Below are 21,662 nucleotides of genomic sequence, written 5' to 3'. Positions count from 1 at the left end.
GCCGTGACGATGACTGAGACTTCCCAGCGTTTCCGCGAGTTCAAGATGCCCGACGTGGGCGAGGGGCTCACGGAGGCCGAAATCCTCAAGTGGTACGTCCAGCCGGGCGACACGGTCACCGACGGCCAGGTGGTGTGCGAGGTCGAGACGGCGAAGGCCGCCGTCGAGCTGCCCATCCCGTACGACGGCGTGGTGCACGAGCTTCGCTTCGGCGAGGGCGTGACGGTCGACGTCGGCCAGGTGATCATCACCGTGGACGTGGCGCCGGGGACGCCGGCCGCCGCACCTGAGGCCCCCGCGCAGGTACCGGTGGCGGAGCCCGCTCCGGAACCCGCTCCGGAACCCGAGGAGGCCAAGCCCGCCGCCCGCCAGCCGGTGCTCGTCGGCTACGGCGTCTCCGAAGCCTCCACCAAGCGCCGTGCCCGCAAGGGGACGGCGGCTCCGGCGGCCGCGGTGGCGGCGGTCCAGACCGAGCTCAACGGCCACGGGCCCGGCGCCGCCGCCGCCACGGCGGTGCCCGCGTCGCGCCCGCTGGCCAAGCCTCCGGTCCGCAAGCTCGCCAAGGACCTGGGCCTCGACCTGGCCACGATCACGCCGACCGGCCCCGACGGGATCATCACCCGCGAGGACGTCCACGCGGCGGCCGCGACTCCGGCGGGCGTGGAGCCGGCGCAGCCCGCGCCGGCGCCCGAGCCCGAGCCGGCCGCGGTCCCGGTCCCGGCACCGGCTCCCGCCGCCGGTGCGGCCCGTGAGACCCGTACCCCCATCAAGGGCGTACGGAAGGCGATCGCGTCGGCCATGGTGAACAGCGCGTTCACCGCGCCGCATGTCACGGAATTCATCACCTTCGACATTACGCGCACGATGAAGCTCGTCGAAGAGCTGAAGTCCGACAAGGACATGGCGGGCCTGCGCGTCAACCCGCTCCTCCTGGTCGCCAAGGCGTTCCTGGTCGCCATCAAGCGCAACCCGGACGTCAACGCGGCCTGGGACGAGGCCAACCAGGAGATCGTGCACAAGGAGTACGTGAACCTGGGCATCGCGGCGGCCACGCCGCGCGGCCTGATCGTCCCGAACATCAAGGACGCCCAGGCCAAGACCCTGCCGGAACTGGCGGCGGCGCTGGGCGAGCTGGTGGCGACGGCCCGCGAGGGCAGGACGTCACCGGCGGCGATGCAGGGCGGCACGGTGACCATCACCAACGTCGGCGTCTTCGGCGTCGACACCGGTACGCCGATCCTCAACCCGGGAGAGTCCGCGATCCTCGCGGTCGGCGCGATCAAGCTCCAGCCGTGGGTGCACAAGGGCAAGGTAAAGCCCCGTCAGGTCACCACCCTGGCACTCTCCTTCGACCACCGCCTGGTCGACGGCGAACTGGGCTCAAGGGTCCTGGCGGACGTGGCGGCCATACTGGAACAGCCGAAACGCCTGATTACCTGGGCCTGATCCGGCCGGAAGCGGTTACGCACGAGTGCCCCGCCGGGAATCCCGGCGGGGCACTCGTGCGTACGGTCCGTGATCAGTCCTGCTGTGCGCCCGAGGGGAGGGTGCGCAGCTTCATGGTCGACGACGTGGTGCTGGTGCCGAAGCCGTAGTTCAGCATCTTGCCGGCGTCGTTGTAGCGGTCGGTCACAGTGGCGCTGTTCAGGACGACGCCGATGAGGGTCTTGCTGTCGCGCGTGGCGGCGAAGACCAGGCAGGGGCCGGCCGTCGAGCCGGTGCCGGTCTTGATCCCGATGGCGCCGCTGTAGGAACCCAGCAGCTTGTTGGTGTTGTACCAGGTGTACGTCCGGGTGCCGCCCGTGCTGGTCGTCGCGGTGCTCTTGTACGACGTCGCCTTCACGACGGCGCGGAAGTTGCTGTTCTTCATGGCGTAGCGGGCGAGCTTGGCCAGGTCGCGCGGGGTCGTGTAGTTGTTGCCCGTCGTCGAGATGCCGTCGAAGGAGTCGAACTTGGTGTTCGTCAGCCCGAGAGAGCCGGCCTTCGCGTTCATCTTCGAGATGAAGGACTTCTTGCGCTCCGCGACGGTGGTGCCGGTGCCGAAGGTGTCGGCCAGGGCGTACGCCGCGTCGCAGCCGGAGGGCAGCATCGTGCCGTACAGCAGCTGACGGACGGTCACCTTGTCGCCGGTCCTCAGGTCGGCGGTGCTCGCGCCCTGCGCGGTGACGTAGTCGCGGTAGACCTGCTTGACGGTCACCTTGCGGTTGAGGTCGACGTTGGTCGTGCTGAGCACCACGGCGGCCGTCATGATCTTCGTCGTGCTGGCCATCTGGCGCTTGGTGTCCGCGCCCTTGCTGTAGACCGTGGCGCCGGTCGCGTTGTTCAGCATGAACGCGCCCTTTGCGGTGACCGGCGGCGCGGTGGCCGCCTGCGCGGGCGCGGCCAGGGGTGAGACGGTCAGCAGCGCGCCGGTGGTGACGAGGACCGCGGCGGCTCTGCGGACGGCCGGGAGGCTGGTGATCAAAGAACGCTCCGAAGTTCGCGAATGCGTTGAAAGCGGACCGCCCTGGAATAGGGGTCCCGACAAGAGACTCGCGAGCACGTCGAAAGGATGTACGCGCCCGGCCGGCAATTTCATCGCGCTCTCCCCGTCGTCCCCGTTCCGGGATGCGGACGCGGCTTTCTGTTGAACCCTGTTGTATCTATGCTGTGCGCATGCCTGCCGCGCCCGCTCTCACCGCCATCAAGCAGCCCCCCGCCGCCGAGCGCGTCTACGCCCATGTCAAGAAGGGCGTACTCGACCGCCACTACGAAGGCGGCACCCTCCTCACCGAGGGCGACCTCGCCGACGCCGTCGGGGTGTCCAGGACGCCGGTGCGCGAAGCGTTGCTGCGGCTCGAAGTCGAGGGGCTCATCAAGCTGTATCCGAAGAAGGGCGCCCTCGTCCTCGCCGTCTCCGCCCAGGAGATCGCCGACGTCGTCGAAACCCGGCTGCTCGTGGAGGAGTTCGCGGTACGTCGCGCCGTACCGGCGTCCCCCGCCCTCATCGCCCGGCTCGAAGAGCTGCTGGAGGAGCAGAAGCAGCGCGCCCTCGAAGGGGACCTCGCCGAAGTCGCCGTCACCGACCGGTGCTTCCACGCCGAGATCGTCCGCAACGCCGGGAACCAGATCCTCTCCCGCCTCTACGACCAGCTCCGCGACCGCCAGTTGCGCATGGGCGTCACCATCATGGAGGCGCACCCCGACCGCATCGCCAAGAACATCACCGAGCACGCCGAGATGCTCGAAGCCATCAGGGCCGGTGACGTCGAAGGCGCCGCCCAGTGTGTACGCCGCCACGTCAGCCGCGTCAGGGTGCTCGTCCGGGGTGAGGACCGGTGAGGTGGGGTTCCAGGCCGGGTTCCAGGAAGGGGTTCGCCGCTCCCGCCGTCTCCCTGCCCGGCGATCCGCCCGGCGGCCGGCGTGCCGCCGCCGTCTGGGGGATAGGCGTCGCCGTCTACTTCGTCGCCGTCATCTTCCGTACGAGCCTGGGCGTCGCGGGCCTCGACGCCGCTGACCGGTTCGACGTCAACGCCTCCGCGCTGTCGACGTTCTCGATCCTCCAGCTCCTCGTGTACGCGGGCATGCAGATACCCGTCGGTCTCCTCGTCGACCGCCTCGGGACCAAAAGGGTTCTGACCCTGGGCGTCGTGCTCTTCACCCTCGGGCAGGCCGCCTTCGCCTTCTCCCCCTCGTACGGCATGGCCCTCGCCGCCCGCGCCCTCCTCGGCTGCGGCGACGCGATGACGTTCATCGCCGTACTGCGCCTCGGCGCCCGCTGGTTCCCCGCCCGCCACGGACCGCTGATCGCCCAGCTCGCAGGTCTGTGCGGGATGGCGGGCAACCTCGTCTCGACGCTCGTCATCGCGCGCCTGCTGCACGGCGTCGGCTGGACCGCCACCTTCGCGGGCAGCTCGCTCGCCGGCGTGCTCGTGCTCGTACTGCTGCTGCTGTTCCTCAAGGACCACCCCGAGGGCCACGAGCCGGCGCCCGCCGAGCACGCGGGTGCGGCCTACGTCCGCAAGCAGATCGCCGCCGCCTGGCGCGAGCCCGGGACGCGGCTCGGGCTGTGGGTGCACTTCACGACGCAGTTCCCCGCGATGGTGTTCCTGCTGCTGTGGGGGATGCCGTTCCTGGTCGAGGCGCAGGGGCTCTCGCGCGGGACCGCCGGTGAGCTGCTGACGCTCGTCGTGCTGTCCAACATGGCGCTGGGGCTCGTGTACGGGCAGGTCATCGCCCGCCACGGCGCCGCCCGCGCGCCGCTCGCCCTCGGCACCGTCGGGACCACCGGCCTGCTGTGGGCGGCGACCATCGCGTACCCGGGCGACCACGCCCCCATGTGGCTGCTGGTGACGCTCTGCGCGGTGCTCGGCGCCTGCGGTCCCGCGTCGATGATCGGCTTCGACTTCGCCCGGCCCGCCAACCCGCCGGAGCGTCAGGGCACGGCATCCGGCATCGTCAACATGGGCGGCTTCGTCGCCTCGATGACGACGCTGCTCGCGGTGGGCGTGCTGCTCGACGCGACCGGCGACAACTACCGGATCGCGTTCGCCTCGGTCTTCGTGCTGGAGACCGTCGGGATCGTCCAGATCCTGCGCCTGCGCAAGCGGACCGCCCGCCGGGAGCGCGACCACCTGGTCGCCAGCCGCGTCGAGGCGGTGCACGTCCCGGCGTGAGGGGGACCGCGGTGAGGGTTCGGCAGGGGTGACTGCGAGACCGTGACTACGGCGTAACAGTTACGGCGTGACCGCGAAGTTGCGCAGGATCGCGTCCGCCAGCCCCTGGTCGCCCTCGACCTTGATGCGGTCGGCGACCGCCTCGTGGCGGACCCGGCCGCAGGCCAGGCGTACGTACGTCTCCCAGTCCAGGGCGATCGTCGCGAGCGGGCCCAGCGACGGCGTGCCGTCGACCGTGCCGTGGCCGTCCGCGTCCACGCGGACCGTGCGCATGAACTCGACCGGGCCGTGTACGTCGAAGACGACCGCGGAGTTCGCGGGCGCGCCCGCCTCCTTCGCGACGACCTTCGGCAGGCCGTGGACGAGGATGTCACGGGCGACGATCGCGCCGGGCGAGTCGAGGTTGCCGGGTTGGCCGAGGGTCGTACGCAGGTCCTGCTCGTGCACCCAGGTGTCGAAGGCCCGCATCCGCAGCGCCAGTTCCAGCGTCTGCTCGGCGCCGAGGGGGGCGCGGACCATGGTGTCGGGGGACCGGGTCTCGTTGCGGAGCTGACGCTGGCGGCGGATGATCGTGTACTCGAGCTCCGAGGTCATCTCCGGCGCCGTGTGGTGGCGTCGTACGTCGACCTGCATTTCCATGTACCGGGCGAACTCCGAGGTCACGTGGTACAGGTCGCGCGGCAGCGAGTGGATCGGCCGGGGGTCGCCGAGCATCTCGCTCTCCATGCCGATGATGTGCGAGACGATGTCGCGCACCGACCAGCCTGGGCACGGCGTGCGGCGGTTCCACTCCGCTTCGACGAGCGGCGTCACCAGCTCGGATATCGCTTCGATGGAGTGGGTCCAGGCTTCGGCGTATGTCTGGAGGCTGGGATGGACGGTCACGGGACCCCTCGTGCGGTTCACTTGCGGGCGGGCTGGACTTGACGGTGCGTGCCGGACTGCGTGGGAGGCTCGCACGCTAAGTTACGCTGCCCCGTGGCACCCTGGCAGTGCTTTGGTGTGACGATCGTAGGCCCGTGTTGACGGCTCGAATGCCAGGACGGTGGTAGTGTGCGCGCCTCCCTCATCCAGATCGCAGTAGACCCGGACGAAACGGTCAATTCCCGTCGGCAGCGCGTCGCTTCGCTCGTGCGCGAGCAGCGTGAGCGGCGCGGTGCGGATCTCGTGGTCCTTCCCGAACTGTGGCCGACCGGAGCCTTCGCGTACGAATCCTTCGTCGAGGAGGCCGAGCCGCTGGAGGGTCCGACGTACGACGTGATGTCGAAGGCGGCGGCCGACGCCGGGGTGTGGCTGCACGCCGGGTCGATCGTCGAGCGCGACCCCGAGGGCCCCCTCTACAACACCTCCCTCGTCTTCGCCCCCGACGGCGAGCTCGTCCGTACGTACCGCAAGATCCACCGCTTCGGCTTCGACAAGGGCGAGGCCGTGATGATGGGCGCGGGCGAGGAGCTCGTGACGGTCGCGGCCGCGGGCCTCACGTTCGGCCTGGGCACCTGCTACGACCTGCGCTTCCCGGAGCTTTTCCGCGGCCTCGTCGACGCCGGTGCGCAGGCCTTCGTCGTCCCGGCCGGCTGGCCCGCCAGGCGCCGCGAACACTGGACGCTGCTGGCGCGTGCCCGCGCGGTCGAGAACCAGGCGTACGTCCTGGCCTGCGGCACCGCCGGCACGCACGCGGGGGTGGAGCAGGCGGGGCACAGCATCGTCGTGGACCCGTGGGGCGAGGTGCTGGCCGAGGCGGGAGTGGCGGAGGAGACGCTGGTGGTGGACCTCGACCCGGCGAAGGTGGCGTCGACGCGGGAACAGTTCCCGGCCCTGAAGGACCGGCGCCTGCGGTAGGACTCCGGCTCAGAGGTCGCTGGTGTCGAGGTCGAGGTCGAACGGGGCCGGCAGGTGCAGGGGAGTGCCGAAGGGGTGGGGGCCTTCGGCCCCGGTGTAGCCGAGAGGACCAGGCTCGGAGAACAGGGTGATGCTCTTCTCGACGCGGTCGACGAGGAGGTAGAGCGGCGCCCCGTACTCGGCGTACCGCTTTCGCTTGACGACCCGGTCGGTCTCGGCGTTGGACTCCGACGTGACCTCCACGATCAGGAGCGTCTGGTCGGGGAGTAGGGCGTTCGCCCTCTTGGCCAGGTCCTTGGGAACGACGGCGAGATCCGGGACGTACCAGTTGGGAGAGCCCGGCAGGTCGAGGTTGCCGGATCCTGTGAGGCAGCCGAGCTCTCGCACACGCCCCTTGATCTGGTCGCGGACCGCTTCCGCCGCGTTCTCGTGGTCCCAGGCAGGTGGCATGAAGCCGATAACTCCCTCGATGATCTCGGCGCGGTCGCCATGGACTCGCTGAACGGCGAACTTCAAAGCGCGCTCGGGGTCGATGCCCTCGTTGTACTCGGGCGCGGTGGCCATCCCGGTCCCTCCTTCGCTGCCGACGTGTGTCCACGGTCCCACGACAGGGCCTCCCGCGCCCTCGCCGCAGCCCACCGTCACTCGTCAGTGTGTACGACGGGGATGGCGCCCTGGGCTGCGTCAACCCTTCCCCGGACTCCCACCGCCGCCCCTTCCTGTCCTGGCCCGTTGCGGTGCTCTGCTCTTCATGGGCGTGGCCAACAGCATCGGGTCCCACACGTTCAACATCAACGTGGCCAGGCGCTCGCCCCACGACTGAGCGACAGAGCGGGGATGGCACCCTGGATCCATGAACGATGCAGCCGCCCCCAGTCCCCGCCGTGCCCGTGTCCGTGCCCCCGAGCTCATCGGCAAGGGGGGTTGGCTGAACACCGGCGGAGACGATCTGACCCTCTCCGGTCTGCGAGGAAAGATCGTTCTGCTCGATTTTTGGACCTTTTGCTGTGTTAACTGCCTGCATGTCCTGGACGAGCTGCGGGAGCTGGAGGAGAAGCACCGGGACACCGTGGTGATCATCGGGGTCCATTCCCCGAAGTTCGTGCACGAGGCCGAGCACGAGGCCGTCGTCGACGCCGTCGAGCGCTACGGCGTGCATCACCCGGTCCTCGACGACCCCGAGCTCGCGACCTGGAAGCAGTACGCCGTACGGGCCTGGCCGACGCTCGTCGTCATCGATCCCGAGGGGTACGTCGTCGCCCAGCACGCCGGCGAGGGGCACGCGCACGCCATCGAGAAGCTCGTCGAGGAGCTGGAAGCGGCTCATGAGGCCAAGGGGACGCTGCGGCGCGGGGACGGGCCGTACGTCGCGCCCGAGCCGGAGGCGACCGACCTGCGCTTCCCCGGGAAGGCGCTGGTGCTGCCCGGCACCGGGACGGGCAGCGGGAACTTCCTCGTCTCGGACACCACCAGGCATCAGCTCGTCGAACTGGAGGCGGACGGCGAGACCGTCGTACGGCGCATCGGCGGGGACGGCGAGTTCAAGGAGCCGCAGGGGCTCGCGCTGCTGCCGGACGGGCGGGTCGTCGTAGCCGACACCGTCAATCACCGGCTGCGTACGTACGACCCCGCGAGCGGCGCGATCCAGACCGTCGCCGGTACCGGAAAGCAGTGGTGGCAGGGCTCGCCCACCTCGGGGCCCGCCCGCGACGTCGATCTGTCCTCGCCGTGGGACGTGGCCTGGTGGCAGGGCAAGGTGTGGATCGCCATGGCCGGCGTACACCAGCTGTGGACGTACGACCCCGAGGCGGGCACGGTCCAGGTCGCGGCCGGGACGACCAACGAAGGGCTGGTGGACGGGCCCGCCGCCGAGGCCTGGTTCGCGCAGCCGTCGGGGCTCGCGGTGTCGCCGGACGGCGACCGGCTGTGGGTCGCGGACTCGGAGACGAGCGCGCTGCGGTACGTCGACCGTGAGCTGGTGGTGCACACCGCCGTCGGGACCGGGCTCTTCGACTTCGGCCACCGGGACGGCGCGGCGGGTCAGGCGCTGCTCCAGCATCCGCTCGGGGTGACGGCGCTGCCCGACGGTTCGGTGGCGATCAGCGACACGTACAACCACGCCCTGCGGCGCTACGACCCGGCGATCGGTGAAGTAACCACGCTCGCAACCGACTTGAGGGAGCCCAGCGACGCCGTGCTCGTCGGTGACGACATCGTCGTCGTCGAGTCCGCCCGGCACCGGCTGACCCGGCTGCGGCTGCCCGACGAGGCGGTACGCGTGGAGGCCGTCGCGCACCGGACGCAGCGTGCGGCGACCGAAGTGGCGCCGGGGAAGCTGCGGTTGGACATCGTCTTCCAGGCGCCGAGCGGTCAGAAGCTGGACACGCGGTACGGGCCTTCGACGCGGCTGCTGGTTTCCTCGACCCCGCCCGAGCTGCTGAACGCCGGCGAGGGGGCCGGGACCGACCTGAGCCGCGAGCTGGAACTGAACCCCGAGGTCACCGAGGGCGTGCTGCACGTCTCGGCGATGGCCGCTTCCTGCGACGACGATCCGGCCAATGAGTACCCGGCGTGCCACGTCCACCAGCAGGACTGGGGCGTGCCCGTCCGCGTCACCGCGGAAGGAACGCCCCGGTTGCCGCTCGTGCTCGCCGGTATGGACGGCTGAGCGGCCGGGGCCCCGGGGTCCGGTCCCTCCAGGGGCCGGTCTCTCCCGGGGGCCCGGCGCTGCGAACGGCCGCTGCCGGGCCTCAGGGGTTGTGGTGGTGGTGCTGGTCGTCGGACACGACGGTGGTGGTCGGGGGGACGACCATGCGGCGGCGCCTGGCGACGCTGGCGTAGACCGCGACCCCGATGATCCCGACGAGCATCATGATGACCCCGACGAGGGTGAGGTTGACGCTCTCCATCTCCCAGTCGGTGGCGAAGGCGAGTATCGCTCCGCCGGCGATGAGGAGAATGAATCCTCCCAGTCCCATGAGTTCCGCCTCCCTGTCGGCCCGGCAGTTCCGGGCCGGTGTACGTCCTTCGCGTACCCGGCCCTTCAACGGACAAGCCTCCGGACGGGATTCGGGATTCGGGATTCGGGAGTCAGCCTTCCAGGAACGCCGTCATCGCGTTCGCCAGCAGGTACGGGTCGTCCGCCCCGCACAGCTCACGCGCACTGTGCATCGACAGGATCGCGACGCCGATGTCGACGGTCTGGATGCCGTGCCGGGCCGAGGTGATCGGGCCGATCGTCGTGCCGCACGGCATCGAGTTGTTCGACACGAAGACCTGCCACGGCACGCCCGCCTTCTCGCACGCCGCCGCGAACACCGCCTGGCCGCTGCCGTCCGTCGCGTACCGCATGTTGACGTTGACCTTGAGGATCGGTCCGCCGTTGGCGCGCGGGTGGTGCGTCGGGTCGTGGCGCTCGCTGTAGTTGGGGTGCACGGCGTGCCCCGTGTCGGACGACAGGCAGATCGTGCCGGCGAAGGCGCGCGCCTTGTCGTCGTAACTGCCGCCGCGCGCGAAGACCGAGCGCTCCAGTACGTTGCCGAGCAGCGGACCGTCGGCTCCCGTGTCGGACTGCGACCCGTTCTCCTCGTGGTCGAAGCCGGCGAGCACCGGAATGTACGGAAGGGGCCCCTCCGGCCCGTCCGACGCCGCGCTGACGGCCGCCAGCGCCGCGACCCCCGCGTGCACGGAGATCAGGTTGTCCATGCGCGGCCCGGCCACCAGCTCGCGGTCGCGGCCGAGGTAGGACGGCGGGTCGATGCTGTGCGCCATCAGGTCCCAGCCGGCGACCTCACCCTCGGCCAGGCCCTCTTCCTCCTCCAGGAACCGGATCAGGTCCCCTTCGTGTACGTCGCCGAGGCCCCAGATGGGCTGCATGTGCCGCTGCTTGTCGAGCCTGAGGCCCTCGGTGTTGACGGAGCGGTCCAGGTGCACGGCCAGCTGGGGCACGCGCAGCAGTGCCCGGTCGATGTTGACCAGGCGGTGCGATCCGTCGCGCAGCGTCAGCCGGCCCGCGATGCCCAGGTCGCGGTCGAGCCAGGTGTTGAGGAGCGTCCCGCCGTAGATCTCGATGGCGATCTGGCGCCAGCCCTCGGCGCCCATGTCGGGCAGCGGCTTCACATGCAGGTGCGGGGAGTCGGTGTGCCCGCCGATGATCCGGAACGGAGTGCTTGCCTCCGCGCCCTCCGGTACGTACCAGGCAATGATCGCTCCGCCGCGCAGCACGTACTTGCCGCCCGTCGACGCGTCCCACGCATCGGTCTCCGCCACCTGCCGGAACCCGGCCTTGTCCAGTCGCTCGGCGGCGTTCGCCACCGCGTGGTACGGCGACGGGCTGTCCGCCAGGAAGGACATCAGGTCGTCTGTGTGGCCGCGGTCGAAGCGGAGGGGTGCGCGCATGGGGTTCACCATAACGAGGGTTAACCGCCGGTACGCAGCGCCCGCCTCAGCGCCCCAGCGCCCGCCTCAGCGCCCCGGCGCAGCCCCAGCGCCCGCCTCAGAGCCCCGGAGGCCGCTCGAACCGCCGCTGTATCGTCCGGCGCTCCCCGCGGCGCACCTGCGGCAGCATCCGCGGGGCGCCGGGCGGCCGCTGCTGCTGCCGACGGCGGCCCACACAGAACAGGCAGCCCTCGCCGGGCGGCGCGGTCGGGTCGATGGGCGAGCCGGGGTGCTCGGCGCAGCCCGACGCGTTGCGCGGCCGGGACAGCTCGCGCGCCACGATGAAGGCGCGGTGCAGGGTGTCCGCAAGCTCCACGAACTCCTCACCGGGTGAGGAGACGGTGACGGCGAAGGCACGGTCGTTGACCCGCTGGACGTACCCCTTGAGCACGTCCAGCGTGTACGGCGGGTCCGGCACGGGGTAACCGAGGCGGCGCTGCTCGGCCGGGGCGGGGACGCTGCGCTCGCCGCGGCGGCGGCGTTCGTTGCACAGGAGGCAGCGGCCCCAGCCGGTGGGGGCCTCGGGGTCGATGGCGCCGTTCGGGTGCAGCTCGCAGCCGGTGTAGCTCTTGACGGGGGCGAGGTCCGCAGCTGTCTTGAAGGCGACGTACAGCGTGTCGGCGACCGGCTCGTACTCCAGCGGATGGGAGCCGTCGTACAGGTCACTGATCTGGTCGCCCACAGAGCCGAGCTTTCCGCGCAGCTCACTGAGCGCGTACGGCCGGCCGGCCGGGACGGAATAGCCACCCCTGCGGGGTTCCATGGAACTCATGCCCACCAGAGTCGCACGGGCCACTGACAACGGGCCGGGTCCGTCCCCGCAGGGAAGGTCCCGGCCCGATGCCAGAGGGTTTTCCAGTGGTGGACTAGAAGGCCGCCTCGTCCAGCTCCATCAGGGACTGGTCGACGGACTCGGCCAGGGCGCGCTCGACACCGACGCCCGGCAGGACGTTCGCGGCGAAGAACTTCGCCGCCGCGATCTTGCCCGTGTAGAACGGGACGTCCTTCGGGGAGGCGGTCGGCAGCTTCTCGGCGGCCACGGCAGCGCCCCGGAGCAGCAGGTAGCCGACGACGACGTCACCGGAGGCCATCAGCAGGCGGGTGGTGTTCAGGCCGACCTTGTAGATGGACTTGACGTCCTTCTCGGTGCCCGCGAGGTCCGTCAGCATGGCGCCGACGATGGCCTCCAGGTCCACGGCCGCCTTGGCGAGCTGGTCGCGGGCCGCGGCGAGCTCCTCGCCGCCGGTGCCGACCGCGAGGAACTTCTTGATGCCCTCGGCCAGCGAGTTCAGCGCCGCGCCCTGGTTGCGGACGATCTTCCGGAAGAAGAAGTCCTGGCCCTGGATCGCGGTCGTGCCCTCGTACAGGGTGTCGATCTTCGCGTCGCGGATGTACTGCTCGATCGGGTACTCCTGGAGGTACCCGGAGCCGCCGAACGTCTGGAGCGACTGCGCCAGCTGCTCGTACGACTTCTCGGAGCCGTAACCCTTGACGATCGGCAGGAGCAGGTCGTTCATGGCGACGAGCGCGGAGGTGTCCTCGCCCGCGGCCTCCTTGGCGGTGATCTCGTCCTGGACGGACGCGGTGTGCAGGACCAGGGCGCGCATGCCCTCGGCGTACGCCTTCTGCGTCATGAGCGAGCGGCGGACGTCGGGGTGGTGCGTGATGGTGACCTTGGGCGCGGTCTTGTCCATGAAGTTGGCGAGGTCGGGACCCTGGACGCGCTCCTTGGCGTACTCCAGCGCGTTGAGGTAGCCCGTCGACAGCGTCGCGATGGCCTTCGTGCCGACCATCATCCGCGCGAACTCGATGATCATGAACATCTGGCGGATGCCGTCGTGCTTGTCGCCGATCAGCCAGCCCTTGGCGGGGTGCTGGTCACCGAAGGTCATCTCGCACGTGTTGGACGCCTTGAGGCCCATCTTGTGCTCGACGTTCGTGGCGTACACGCCGTTGCGCTCGCCCAGCTCGCCGGTCTCCCAGTCGAAGTGGAACTTCGGGACGAGGAAGAGGGACAGGCCCTTGGTGCCGGGGCCGTGGCCCTCGGGGCGCGCGAGCACGTAGTGAAGGATGTTCTCCGACATGTCGTGCTCACCGGACGTGATGAAGCGCTTCACGCCCTCGATGTGCCAGGAACCGTCGGGCTGCTCGACAGCCTTCGTCCGGCCCGCGCCGACGTCCGAGCCGGCGTCCGGCTCGGTGAGCACCATGGTGGAGCCCCACTGCTTGTCGACGGCGATCTGCGCGATCTTCTTCTGTACGTCGTTGCCCTCCTCGAAGAGGACGCCGGCGAAGGCGGGGCCGGAGGAGTACATCCAGACCGCCGGGTTCGCGCCGAGCAGCAGTTCCGCGTACGCCCAGATCAGGGAGCGGGGGGAGGTGGTGCCGCCGATCTCCTCGGGCAGGCCCAGACGCCAGTACTCGGAGTCCATGAAGGCCTGGTAGCTCTTCTTGAACGCCGCCGGTACGGGAGCGGTGTTCGTCGCGGGGTCGAAGACCGGCGGGTTGCGGTCGGCGTCCTCGAAGGAGGCGGCGAGGTCGTTCTCCGCGAGGCGGGCGATCTCGTCGAGGATGCTCTTGGCGGTCTCGACGTCCATCTCCGCGAATGGGCCGGTGCCGTACAGCTTGTCGCGGCCGAGTACCTCGAAGAGGTTGAACTCGATGTCGCGGAGATTCGACTTGTAGTGCCCCATGGCGACGGCCCTCTCGTACACATACCAGCAAGTAACTACGATGATGCTACCCGCCGGTAATAAGGGCAACCCCAATCACGTCATTTGTGACGCGTCTCTAACCGAGGGCAGCTCGCACCAGACCGTCTTGCTGCCCGGCCCCTGGCTCACGCCCCAGCGCAGCGACACGGCGGCGAGTATCGCGAGGCCCCGGCCGGACTCGTCGCGGTCGGTCGCCTGGCGCAGTACGGGCCACACGCGCGGGTCGGGGTCGGTGACCTCGACGCGGGTGCGGGCGTTGTCGGCGGTGCGGGTGATGTGGACGGTGACGGGGGTTCCCTCGCCGAGGTGCGCGATCACGTTGCTGAGCAGCTCGCTCACGCAGAGCTGGAGGTCGGGGCACGGTTGCCCGCCGAGGTGCTCGCGCACGGCGTGGCGGAGCATCGGGACCGCCTTCGGGGTGGCGAGGAGGCCGGCGGTGAACGGCGTCACCGGTCCGTCGCCTTGCGGAGGACGGCGGTCAGCGCGCGGGCGGTGGCGAGGTTGCAGTTGCCGAGGATGACGAGCGGCGGCGTGCCGAAGTCTCTGCCGAGGGAGGGGAGGGTGATGCCGTGCGCGGTGAGCGCGGCGCGGAGTTCTTCGACGGTGGTCTGGGCTTCGAGGTCCAGGTCCATGGGGGTGCATCCTTCTGTTGCGGGCTGTGACGAACTGGTCACACGCTGACGTGTCGCGGCGTACCGTGGAAGGGTTTCGGCGCCACAGTGCGCGGTGTGGAAGGCGGTCAACGGTGGCGGCACGCAAGGACATCGACGGCTCGGAGAGCGTCGCCTCCTTTTATGGCAAGGAATTGCGCTGGCGCCGGGAGGAAGCCGGGCTGACACTCCAGCAGACGGTGGAGGGCAGCTTCTACGCGGCGACGTACTTGAGCGAGATCGAGCGTGGCACGCGGCGGATGCCGCTGGATCTGGCACGGCACGTGGACGGCGTGCTCAAGACGGACGGCTTTTTCGAGCGGCGCTGCGAGGATGTCCGGAAGGCGAAGCAGGGGGCCCACGCCTCGTACTTCGCACCTATCGCGGAGGCGGAGACCCGGGCGCGCGTGATCGAGCACTGGGCGAACGCACTGATTCCTGGCCTGCTCCAGACGAAGGCGTACGCCGAGGTGGCGAACAACGCCACGCACCCGCTTGACCCGCCGGACGAGGCCGAGGCGAAGGTTCGGGCTCGCTTGGCGCGCGCCAAGCTTTTCGATGGGCCCAGGAGGCCGGAGTACTGGGCGATCCTGCACGAGTCACTGATCCGCCACCCGCTACTGCCACCTGCTGAGATGGCCGAACAACTGGACCACATCGTGGCGTTGGCGAAGCGCCGGTGCCTGGTGCCACAGGTCCTGCCGTGGAACGCGGCGACGCAGCCGCTGATGAAACTGTCGCTGGTGTTCCTGGACTTCGATGACGAACCGGCGGTCGTCTATACGGAGGGCACGTATCACGGGCAGATCGTGGACGATCCGGCCCTCGTGAAGCAGTACCACAAGGCATACGATCGGCTCAGGGCCGCCGCGCTCCCACCGGAGGCGTCCCTCGACATGATCGAACAAGCGGCTGAGGACTACCGAGATGGCATGCAACCAGGACGGGTTGACCGGCGCCCGCTGGCGTAAGAGCAGCTACAGCAGTGGCGGCGGTGAGTGCGTCGAGGTCGCCGACGACCTCCCCGGCGTCGTCCCCGTCCGGGACTCCAAGCTCCCGCACGGCCCCGCCCTCGTCCTCCCCGCCACCGCCTGGGCCCCCTTCGTCGCCGCGCTCAAGACCGGTCGGCTGGACGGCTGAGCGCGGGGGCTCCTTACTCAGTACTCTTACGCGCATGTACGGCTACGACCAGAACCAGGGTGGGCAGCAGCAGTACGCGCCGCCGCAGCCCCCGCCCCAGGGCGGCTACGGCGAGCAGCCGCTCTACCCGGAGCCGTCGCCGCCCTCGCTCGCCGACGGGGTGCGAGCGTTCACGACCGGATCGCTGTCCGCCGAGGACTTCCAGCAGATCTTCGCGACCTCGAAGGTCTACTGCCCGCGCGGTGACAACCCGGGCTTCCTCGCGCTGCACAACACCCAGCAGCCGGTGATCCCGATGTTCACCTCGCTCAAGGAGCTGCGGAAGTACGCCGGCAAGGAGTCGAAGTACTTCGTGATCACGGGCGCGGAGGTCATCGACCTGCTGCCGACCGGGTACGGCTTCGTCCTCGACATGGAGGGCGAGCACCGCATGGTCTTCGACGCGAAGGCCGTGGAGCAGATGGTCGACTTCGCGATGCGCCGGATGTACGGCTGAGCGAGACCGCCATTCCCGTACGCTGGGCCCCCTGGGGGGATGTCGGTGTCATGCCATAGCGTGCTCACGTCAATAGGACGTAACACTCACGGGGGACTCCCGCATGACCTACCCGCCGCAGCAAGGCCCCGGCCCGTACAGCCAGCCCTACCCGCAGGGGCAGCAGCCGCCGCCGCAGGGATACCCGCAGCAGCAGCCGCCGCAGGGATACCCGCCCCAGCCGGGATACGGGTACCCGCAGCAACAGCAGCAGCCGTATCCGCCCCAGCAGCAGCAGTGGGCGGGGCCGCCGCCGGCGCCCACCGGGCCGTCCAGGCGGGGTGGGCTGGGCGCGAAGACGATCCTGAAGATCATCGGCGGCGTGATCGTCGCCATCATGTGCGTGGTGGGCTACATCGCGAGCAAGGACGACGCCGACAAGGCGGAGGCCGGCGACTGCCTCAAGAACAACGGCTCCACGGTGACCCCCGACCTTCAGGTGGTGGAGTGCGGAGGAGTCGACGCCAAGTTCAAGGTGGTCGAGGTCATCCCCGACACGCTGGAGACCTCCAGGTGCGAGGGCAAGTCGGACATCGGCTACCGGGAGCAGACCGGCGGCCGGCGCAGCTCGGGCAAGCAGTTCGTGCTCTGCATCAACGAGATCAAGGAGTAGCAGCCGACGAAGGCGAAGGCGCCCCCTCGAACGGGGGCAGCCTGGTCGCCGCACAGCGGCCGTACCACTCGCGCCCGGGGGGAATTCCTCCCGGGCGTTTGTCGTTGTGGGTGGCAGGAAGTTCTACGTTCAACTAAAGTGACGTACAAGGAGGCCCGTCATGCCCGCAGTAACCGTCGAGAACCCGCTGACCCTGCCGAGGGTTGCCGCACCGGCCGACGCCGTAGCGCGTCCCGTGCTGGCCGTCACGACCGCTCCGGGCGGTTTCGAGGGTGAGGGCTTCCCGGTACGCCGTGCCTTCGCCGGCATCAACTACACGTACCTCGACCCGTTCATCATGATGGACCAGATGGGCGAGGTGGAGTATCAGCCTGGGGAGCCGAAAGGCACCCCCTGGCACCCGCACCGCGGCTTCGAGACGGTCACGTACCTGATCGACGGCACCTTCGTCCACCAGGACAGCAACGGTGGCGGCGGCAGCATCCGCAACGGCGACACCCAGTGGATGACCGCCGGAGCCGGCATCCTCCACATCGAGGCGCCGCCGGAGTCGCTGGTCATGTCCGGCGGCCTCTTCCACGGCCTCCAGCTGTGGGTCAACCTGCCTGCCTCCGACAAGATGATGGCCCCCCGCTACCAGGACATCCGCGGCGGCCAGGTGCAGCTCCTGACGTCCCCCGACGGCGGCGCGCTGCTCCGCGTCATCGCGGGCGAGCTGGACGGACACGAGGGCCCCGGCATCACCCACACCCCGATCACCATGATCCACGCCACGCTGCGCCCCGGTGCGGAGATCACGCTGCCCTGGCGCGCGGACTTCAACGGCCTGGCGTACGTCCTGGCCGGGCGCGGCGCCGTCGGTACGGACCGCCGCCCCGTCCGCAAGGGCCAGACCGCGGTCTTCGGCGACGGCGGATCGCTGACCGTAAGGGCGGACGAGCGCCAGGACTCCAACTCCCCCGACCTGGAGGTCGTCCTCCTCGGCGGGCAGCCGATCCGGGAGCCGATGGCGCACTACGGGCCGTTCGTGATGAACACGCAGGAAGAGCTGAAGCAGGCCTTCGAGGACTTCCAGCGCGGCGCCCTCGGCACCATCCCGGCCGTCCACGGCATGGGCGAGTAAACAAGCCCGTGGCGCCCGCCCGGCTGACGGTCTGTCACCCGGGCGGGTCTCTCCGGCGGGCCGTCCCGCGCCCTCCGTGATCGGCTGGGGCGGTGCAGACGACTGAGCCGCTCCTTCCCGACTTCGCACGCCGGGTCGCCGCCTGGTGTGTCGTCGCGCTGCTCGTCACCGGGGTCGTCGCGGTCGGGGTCTGGCTGTGCGTCACCTTCAAGACCGCCGTCACGCCCGTCCTGCTCGCCATCCTCGGCACCGCGCTGCTCGGGCCGCTGCACCGGCGGCTCATCAAGATGCGGCTGCACCGGTCGCTCGCCGCCCTGCTCACCTGTGTCGCGGTGGTCGCCGTCGTCGGCGGCGCCTCGTACATCGTCGTCAGCGCGCTCATCGAGAACGGCGACCAGATCCTCGACTCTCTCCGGCGTGCCGCCAAGGACCTGACCCAGCACCTCGGGGCGGCCGGCACCTCGCTGGACGACGTGGCCACGAACGCCAAGGAGCTGCTCGGGAAGTTCGGCGGGACGGCGGCGTCCGGGGTGATCACCGGGCTCAGCGTCGTCGGGGAGATGGCCGCGGTCGCCATCCTGGCGCTGCTGCTGATCTTCTTCTTCCTCCGGGACTCGGACAAGGCCGCCGACACCCTCAAGTCGCTCGCGCCCGGCTCGACCGGCGACACCGTCGAGGCGATGGGCCGCCGCGCCTTCGAGGCCGTCGAGGGCTTCATGCGCGGTACGACGTTCATCGCGCTCATCGACGCCATCCTCATCACCATCGGGCTGCTGATCCTGCGGGTGCCCGGCGCGGTCGGCCTCGGCGCGCTGGTGTTCGTCGGCGCGTACATCCCGTACCTCGGCGCGTTCATCTCCGGCGCGGTCGCGGTGCTCGTCGCGCTCGCCGACCGGGGGGTCGTGATCGCGCTGTGGGCGCTCGGGGTCGTACTGGCCGTACAGGTGCTGGAGGGGCACGTCCTCCAGCCGGTGATCCAGAGCCGGACCGTCCAGATGCATCCGGCCGTGGTGATGCTCGCGATCACCGCCGGGGCGTCCGTCGCCGGCATCCTCGGGATGCTCCTCGCCGTGCCGCTGACGGCAGCGGTCTTCGGGGTGATCGGGGAGATGCGCCGGGGGGAGTACGAGCGGCCCTCGCCCGGTGGCGGCGGCGGTGGGGGTGGTGGGGGCGGTGTGACGCGGTAACCCCGGCCGTAGCGCGTCCTGTCACATGGCCTGCGGCGGGACGGCGCCGTCGGGGCCCGGCTCGAAGGTCGCGAGCATCTGTTCGAGGGCTTGCTGGTCGGGACCTACGAAGGGGGCGGTGCCGCGCCGGGGCGTCTCCTCGGGCGTCGAACGTTCGGGTAGGTGCTGGTTCGTTCGCGGGGGTTGCGTTCAACGCCCTGCGGGGAGCGCCCCGGCACGTCCCCTCACCGGCGGCGTGGCAGGTGAGCCGGGGCCGGGCGTGCCCGTCGGCGGTTTCCGCAACGCGGCAGTTTCAGCCCCTCCGGCGTTTGAGGAGCGGGGTCTGGGGCGGAGTCCCAGTGCACCCCTGGCCGACTCCAGCCCGTCCGGCGTTTGAGGACACGCCCGTAGGGCGTCCGGGGTCTGGGGCAGCGCCCCTCGCGCGGCGGAGCCGCAAAATGTCACAGCGGGAAGGGGCGGGTCGGGGAATGCCCCGCGCAGCGGAGAGGCGCCCCGCGCGTCCGGCCCAAGGTCTAAAGGTCGCGCGACTCGGCGTCCTCGTACAGCTCGAACCAGATCGACTTGCCCTCGCCCTTCGGGTCCACCCCCCACGTGTGCGCGAGCATCTCCATCAGGATCAGGCCGCGCCCGCTGGACGCCATCTCCCCCGGGCGCCGCTTGTGCGGCAGCTCGTCGCTGGAGTCCGTCACCTCGACCCTCAGGCGTCGTACGCCCGGTTCGCCCTTCGCCTCGGCGATCAGCAGCGCGTCGCCGTCCGTGTGCACCAGGACGTTGGTGACCATCTCCGAGACCATCAGCACGGCCGCGTCGAGCTGCTCCGCGTCCGACCAGTCGTGCAGCAGGTCCCGCAGCTGCTGCCGGGCGGCGGCGATGCGTTCGGGCTCGGCCTGGGCCACGGTCAGCGCCGTACGCCGGACGGGGGCCAGCGTCACCGTCGTACCGGGCCCGCAGCCGCAGCCGGTGCCCTCGCGGCACAGCAGCAGGACCGCGATGTCGTCCTCGCGGCGGTCCACGAGCGGGCCGGTCGTGTGGTGCGAGGAGGGGCCGTGCACGCCCGAGACGAGGGCGTCGGCGAGCTTCTCCAGGCTGTCGCCGGTGTGCTCCTCCATGATGCTGCGGAGCCTGGCCCAGCCGGTGTCCAGGTCGTGGCCGCCGGTCTCGATCAGGCCGTCCGTACAGATCATGATCGTCTCGCCCGGTTCGAGGACGAGGCGGGTCGTGGGGTAGTCCGTGTCCGGGACGATGCCCAGCGGCAGGCCGCCGGCCGTCGGCCGGACCAGTACTGTGCCGTCGCTGAGGCGCACCGCCGGTTCGGGGTGGCCCGCGCGGGCGATGTCGAGGTGGCCGGTGGCCGGGTCGGCCTCGATGTAGAGGCAGGTGGCGAAGCGGGGGCTGGAGTAGTCGGCGGGGCCGTAGGTGTCAGTGATGCCGTGCAGGAAGCGGGACGCGCGGGAGAGGACCGCGTCCGGGCGGTGGCCCTCGGAGGCGTACGCGCGCAGGGCGATGCGGAGCTGGCCCATCAGGCCGGCCGCCCGTACGTCGTGCCCTTGTACGTCGCCGATGACCAGGGCTATTCGTCCGCTGGGCAGCGGAATCATGTCGTACCAGTCGCCGCCGACCTGGAGCCCGCCGCCGGTCGGCACGTACCGCGCGGCCACCGTCATGCCGGGGATCTCCGGTCCCAGCGTCGGCATCATCGAGCGCTGGAGGCCCAGCGAGAGCTCGCGTTCGTTCTCGGCGACCGAGGCCCGCTCCAGGGCCTGCGCGAGCATCCTGGCGACCGTCGTCAGCACGGAGCGCTCGTCGGGGGTGAAGGCCACGGGGTGCGCGAAGCCGGCCATCCAGGCGCCCATGGTGCGCCCGGCCACCGTCAGCGGCACGAAGGCCCAGGAGCGGCGCTCGGGGTTGCGGGCGAGGGGACGGCCGGCGGGGTAGCGGCGGCTGTACTCCTCCGGGGAGGAGAGATAGATGGCCCGGCCGGTCCGTACGACCTCCGAGGCCGGATGGTCGGTGTCCCGCAGCATGTCCGTGAAGGGCAGATCATCCTCCGGCCCGTACCCGTGGTGCCCCAGGACCGTGATGCGGCCGCCCGACGAGCCGAAGACGGCGAGGCTGTCCGGCGAGAACCCGGGCATGGAGAGCGAGGCGGCCACCCGCAGCACCTCGGCCGTGGAGCGCGCCTTCGCGAGCGCCCGCCCCGCGTCCAGCAGGAACGCCTCGCGGGAGCGGCGCCAGTCGCCGGTGACGGGGGTGTGGGCGGCGTCGCCCGGCCGCGGCTCGGCGACTTCCTGGAGGGTGCCGAAGAGCTGGTAGTCGCTGCCTTCGATCACCGGCTTGGAGCGGCTTCGTACGGTCCTGAGCAGCCGTCCTTCCGTATCCATGATCCGGAGCCGGGCCTCGGCGAGGGTGCCTTCGGCGACCGCGAGGTTCACGACCCCGTTGATCTCGTTCCAGTCGACCGGGTGGAAACGGGAGCGTACGGCGGCCTCGGGGAGCGCCACGGGCTCGGCGGGCAGCCCGAGCAGCCGGGCGGCCTCCGCGTCGAGCGTGACGACCCCGGATGCGTTGTCCCAGCGCCACAGGCCGGTCGCGATGGCGGCCAGGATGTCCTCGGTACGCATTGCTTCATCTTTACAGGTCGCGGCCGGACCGGCTGGGTGAGTCCCCTGCGGACCGGTCCCGTACGGCAAATAAAAAGGCAAATTTAAGGGGACGCGCCGGGCGGTAACCTTGAGTGCTCCGACTACCCCGAATCCCGAAGGCTGGATG

Annotated in this window: 21 protein-coding genes; 11 read left to right on the top strand and 10 right to left on the bottom strand. The window is 70.3% G+C overall.

The window, feature by feature from the left end:
* The first annotated feature begins 9 nt into the window (after window positions 1-9).
* Window positions 10-1,446: a dihydrolipoamide acetyltransferase family protein gene (locus J7E91_RS02300; protein WP_214898661.1), complete on the top strand. Its 1,437-nt coding sequence runs from the start codon at window positions 10-12 to the stop codon at window positions 1,444-1,446.
* Between the two features lie 73 nt (window positions 1,447-1,519).
* Here the strand turns inward: J7E91_RS02300 and J7E91_RS02295 are convergent, their stop codons facing one another.
* Window positions 1,520-2,464 carry a serine hydrolase gene (locus J7E91_RS02295; protein WP_251015060.1) on the bottom strand — a complete coding sequence of 315 codons (945 nt, stop codon included), beginning with the start codon at window positions 2,462-2,464 and terminating at the stop codon, window positions 1,520-1,522.
* Between the two features lie 191 nt (window positions 2,465-2,655).
* Here J7E91_RS02295 and J7E91_RS02290 point away from each other — a divergent pair, with 191 nt between their 5' ends.
* Together J7E91_RS02290 and J7E91_RS02285 are read left to right on the top strand one after the other, a co-directional pair.
* On the top strand, window positions 2,656-3,321 hold the full coding sequence (locus J7E91_RS02290) for a GntR family transcriptional regulator (RefSeq protein ID WP_214898657.1): 666 nt from the start codon (window positions 2,656-2,658) through the stop codon (window positions 3,319-3,321).
* On the top strand, window positions 3,318-4,655 hold the full coding sequence (locus J7E91_RS02285; protein WP_214898655.1) for a nitrate/nitrite transporter: 1,338 nt from the start codon (window positions 3,318-3,320) through the stop codon (window positions 4,653-4,655). The genes J7E91_RS02290 and J7E91_RS02285 overlap by 4 nt, the downstream gene beginning before the upstream one ends.
* A 60-nt stretch (window positions 4,656-4,715) precedes the next feature.
* Here J7E91_RS02285 and J7E91_RS02280 read toward each other — a convergent pair whose 3' ends face one another.
* Window positions 4,716-5,540: a maleylpyruvate isomerase family mycothiol-dependent enzyme gene (locus J7E91_RS02280; RefSeq protein ID WP_214898653.1), complete on the bottom strand. Its 825-nt coding sequence runs from the start codon at window positions 5,538-5,540 to the stop codon at window positions 4,716-4,718.
* Window positions 5,541-5,708: 168 nt separating this feature from the next.
* Between J7E91_RS02280 and J7E91_RS02275 the strand changes: the two genes are divergently transcribed.
* A complete protein-coding gene (locus J7E91_RS02275; RefSeq protein ID WP_214898651.1) occupies window positions 5,709-6,494 on the top strand; it encodes a carbon-nitrogen family hydrolase in 786 nt (261 codons plus the stop codon).
* Between the two features lie 9 nt (window positions 6,495-6,503).
* Here J7E91_RS02275 and J7E91_RS02270 read toward each other — a convergent pair whose 3' ends face one another.
* Entirely contained in the window at window positions 6,504-7,058 is a 555-nt protein-coding gene (locus J7E91_RS02270) for a Uma2 family endonuclease (RefSeq protein ID WP_214898649.1), read from the bottom strand.
* 289 nt (window positions 7,059-7,347) lie between these two features.
* On the opposite strand from J7E91_RS02270, the gene J7E91_RS02265 reads away from it, so the two are divergent.
* Complete coding sequence (locus tag J7E91_RS02265) at window positions 7,348-9,162, top strand: NHL domain-containing thioredoxin family protein (protein WP_214898647.1); 1,815 nt, start codon at window positions 7,348-7,350, stop codon at window positions 9,160-9,162.
* 82 nt (window positions 9,163-9,244) lie between these two features.
* Here the strand turns inward: J7E91_RS02265 and J7E91_RS02260 are convergent, their stop codons facing one another.
* From J7E91_RS02260 to J7E91_RS02235, 6 genes are all read right to left on the bottom strand, one after another.
* Window positions 9,245-9,472: a DUF6458 family protein gene (locus J7E91_RS02260; RefSeq protein WP_214898645.1), complete on the bottom strand. Its 228-nt coding sequence runs from the start codon at window positions 9,470-9,472 to the stop codon at window positions 9,245-9,247.
* Window positions 9,473-9,584: 112 nt separating this feature from the next.
* Window positions 9,585-10,892, bottom strand: a complete 1,308-nt coding sequence (locus tag J7E91_RS02255; protein WP_214898643.1) for a M18 family aminopeptidase — start codon at window positions 10,890-10,892, stop codon at window positions 9,585-9,587.
* A 97-nt stretch (window positions 10,893-10,989) separates the two neighbouring features.
* A complete protein-coding gene (locus J7E91_RS02250; RefSeq protein WP_214898642.1) occupies window positions 10,990-11,703 on the bottom strand; it encodes a hypothetical protein in 714 nt (237 codons plus the stop codon).
* A gap of 94 nt (window positions 11,704-11,797) precedes the next feature.
* Window positions 11,798-13,624, bottom strand: coding sequence for an acyl-CoA dehydrogenase (locus J7E91_RS02245; RefSeq protein ID WP_214898787.1), 1,827 nt, complete (start codon window positions 13,622-13,624; stop codon window positions 11,798-11,800).
* Between the two features lie 75 nt (window positions 13,625-13,699).
* The gene (locus J7E91_RS02240; RefSeq protein ID WP_214898785.1) at window positions 13,700-14,047 is read right to left on the bottom strand and encodes an ATP-binding protein; all 348 of its coding nucleotides are present in this window, start codon (window positions 14,045-14,047) and stop codon (window positions 13,700-13,702) included.
* A 44-nt stretch (window positions 14,048-14,091) separates the two neighbouring features.
* The gene (locus tag J7E91_RS02235) at window positions 14,092-14,277 is read right to left on the bottom strand and encodes a hypothetical protein (protein ID WP_214898640.1); all 186 of its coding nucleotides are present in this window, start codon (window positions 14,275-14,277) and stop codon (window positions 14,092-14,094) included.
* 113 nt (window positions 14,278-14,390) lie between these two features.
* On the opposite strand from J7E91_RS02235, the gene J7E91_RS02230 reads away from it, so the two are divergent.
* From J7E91_RS02230 to J7E91_RS02205, 6 genes are all read left to right on the top strand, one after another.
* Window positions 14,391-15,266 (top strand): helix-turn-helix transcriptional regulator, encoded by an 876-nt coding sequence (locus J7E91_RS02230; RefSeq protein WP_214898638.1) that lies wholly within the window; start codon window positions 14,391-14,393, stop codon window positions 15,264-15,266.
* Entirely contained in the window at window positions 15,223-15,435 is a 213-nt protein-coding gene (locus J7E91_RS02225) for a DUF397 domain-containing protein (protein ID WP_214898636.1), read from the top strand. Before J7E91_RS02230 ends, J7E91_RS02225 begins: the two co-directional genes overlap by 44 nt.
* Before the next feature lie 34 nt (window positions 15,436-15,469).
* Window positions 15,470-15,931, top strand: a complete 462-nt coding sequence (locus J7E91_RS02220) for an SseB family protein (protein WP_214898634.1) — start codon at window positions 15,470-15,472, stop codon at window positions 15,929-15,931.
* A gap of 103 nt (window positions 15,932-16,034) precedes the next feature.
* Window positions 16,035-16,583: a hypothetical protein gene (locus tag J7E91_RS02215; protein WP_214898632.1), complete on the top strand. Its 549-nt coding sequence runs from the start codon at window positions 16,035-16,037 to the stop codon at window positions 16,581-16,583.
* A gap of 160 nt (window positions 16,584-16,743) precedes the next feature.
* Window positions 16,744-17,706: a pirin family protein gene (locus J7E91_RS02210; RefSeq protein WP_214898630.1), complete on the top strand. Its 963-nt coding sequence runs from the start codon at window positions 16,744-16,746 to the stop codon at window positions 17,704-17,706.
* Window positions 17,707-17,798: 92 nt separating this feature from the next.
* A complete protein-coding gene (locus J7E91_RS02205) occupies window positions 17,799-18,893 on the top strand; it encodes an AI-2E family transporter (protein WP_214898629.1) in 1,095 nt (364 codons plus the stop codon).
* A 512-nt stretch (window positions 18,894-19,405) separates the two neighbouring features.
* Here the strand turns inward: J7E91_RS02205 and J7E91_RS02200 are convergent.
* Entirely contained in the window at window positions 19,406-21,514 is a 2,109-nt protein-coding gene (locus tag J7E91_RS02200) for a SpoIIE family protein phosphatase (RefSeq protein WP_214898628.1), read from the bottom strand.
* Window positions 21,515-21,662 lie beyond the last annotated feature (148 nt).

This window comes from Streptomyces sp. ISL-99, from assembly GCF_018614005.1.
GTDB lineage: Bacteria > Actinomycetota > Actinomycetes > Streptomycetales > Streptomycetaceae > Streptomyces > Streptomyces flavidovirens.
The sequence above is the reverse complement of the archived record's forward strand: the minus strand, read 5'-3'. Positions and strand labels throughout refer to the sequence as shown.

What these genes read in the sequence shown, in the direction of transcription:
- J7E91_RS02300 (WP_214898661.1), top strand. Translation starts at nt 10, where the DNA reads ATGACTGAGACTTCCCAGCGTTTCCGCGAGTTCAAGATGCCCGACGTG.
- J7E91_RS02290 (WP_214898657.1), top strand. Translation starts at nt 2,656, where the DNA reads ATGCCTGCCGCGCCCGCTCTCACCGCCATCAAGCAGCCCCCCGCCGCC.
- J7E91_RS02270 (WP_214898649.1), bottom strand. Translation starts at nt 7,058, where the DNA reads ATGGCCACCGCGCCCGAGTACAACGAGGGCATCGACCCCGAGCGCGCT.
- J7E91_RS02265 (WP_214898647.1), top strand. Translation starts at nt 7,348, where the DNA reads ATGAACGATGCAGCCGCCCCCAGTCCCCGCCGTGCCCGTGTCCGTGCC.
- J7E91_RS02260 (WP_214898645.1), bottom strand. Translation starts at nt 9,472, where the DNA reads ATGGGACTGGGAGGATTCATTCTCCTCATCGCCGGCGGAGCGATACTC.
- J7E91_RS02255 (WP_214898643.1), bottom strand. Translation starts at nt 10,892, where the DNA reads ATGCGCGCACCCCTCCGCTTCGACCGCGGCCACACAGACGACCTGATG.
- J7E91_RS02250 (WP_214898642.1), bottom strand. Translation starts at nt 11,703, where the DNA reads ATGAGTTCCATGGAACCCCGCAGGGGTGGCTATTCCGTCCCGGCCGGC.
- J7E91_RS02245 (WP_214898787.1), bottom strand. Translation starts at nt 13,624, where the DNA reads ATGGGGCACTACAAGTCGAATCTCCGCGACATCGAGTTCAACCTCTTC.
- J7E91_RS02240 (WP_214898785.1), bottom strand. Translation starts at nt 14,047, where the DNA reads ATGCTCCGCCACGCCGTGCGCGAGCACCTCGGCGGGCAACCGTGCCCC.
- J7E91_RS02235 (WP_214898640.1), bottom strand. Translation starts at nt 14,277, where the DNA reads ATGGACCTGGACCTCGAAGCCCAGACCACCGTCGAAGAACTCCGCGCC.
- J7E91_RS02225 (WP_214898636.1), top strand. Translation starts at nt 15,223, where the DNA reads ATGGCATGCAACCAGGACGGGTTGACCGGCGCCCGCTGGCGTAAGAGC.
- J7E91_RS02220 (WP_214898634.1), top strand. Translation starts at nt 15,470, where the DNA reads ATGTACGGCTACGACCAGAACCAGGGTGGGCAGCAGCAGTACGCGCCG.
- J7E91_RS02215 (WP_214898632.1), top strand. Translation starts at nt 16,035, where the DNA reads ATGACCTACCCGCCGCAGCAAGGCCCCGGCCCGTACAGCCAGCCCTAC.
- J7E91_RS02210 (WP_214898630.1), top strand. Translation starts at nt 16,744, where the DNA reads ATGCCCGCAGTAACCGTCGAGAACCCGCTGACCCTGCCGAGGGTTGCC.
- J7E91_RS02200 (WP_214898628.1), bottom strand. Translation starts at nt 21,514, where the DNA reads ATGCGTACCGAGGACATCCTGGCCGCCATCGCGACCGGCCTGTGGCGC.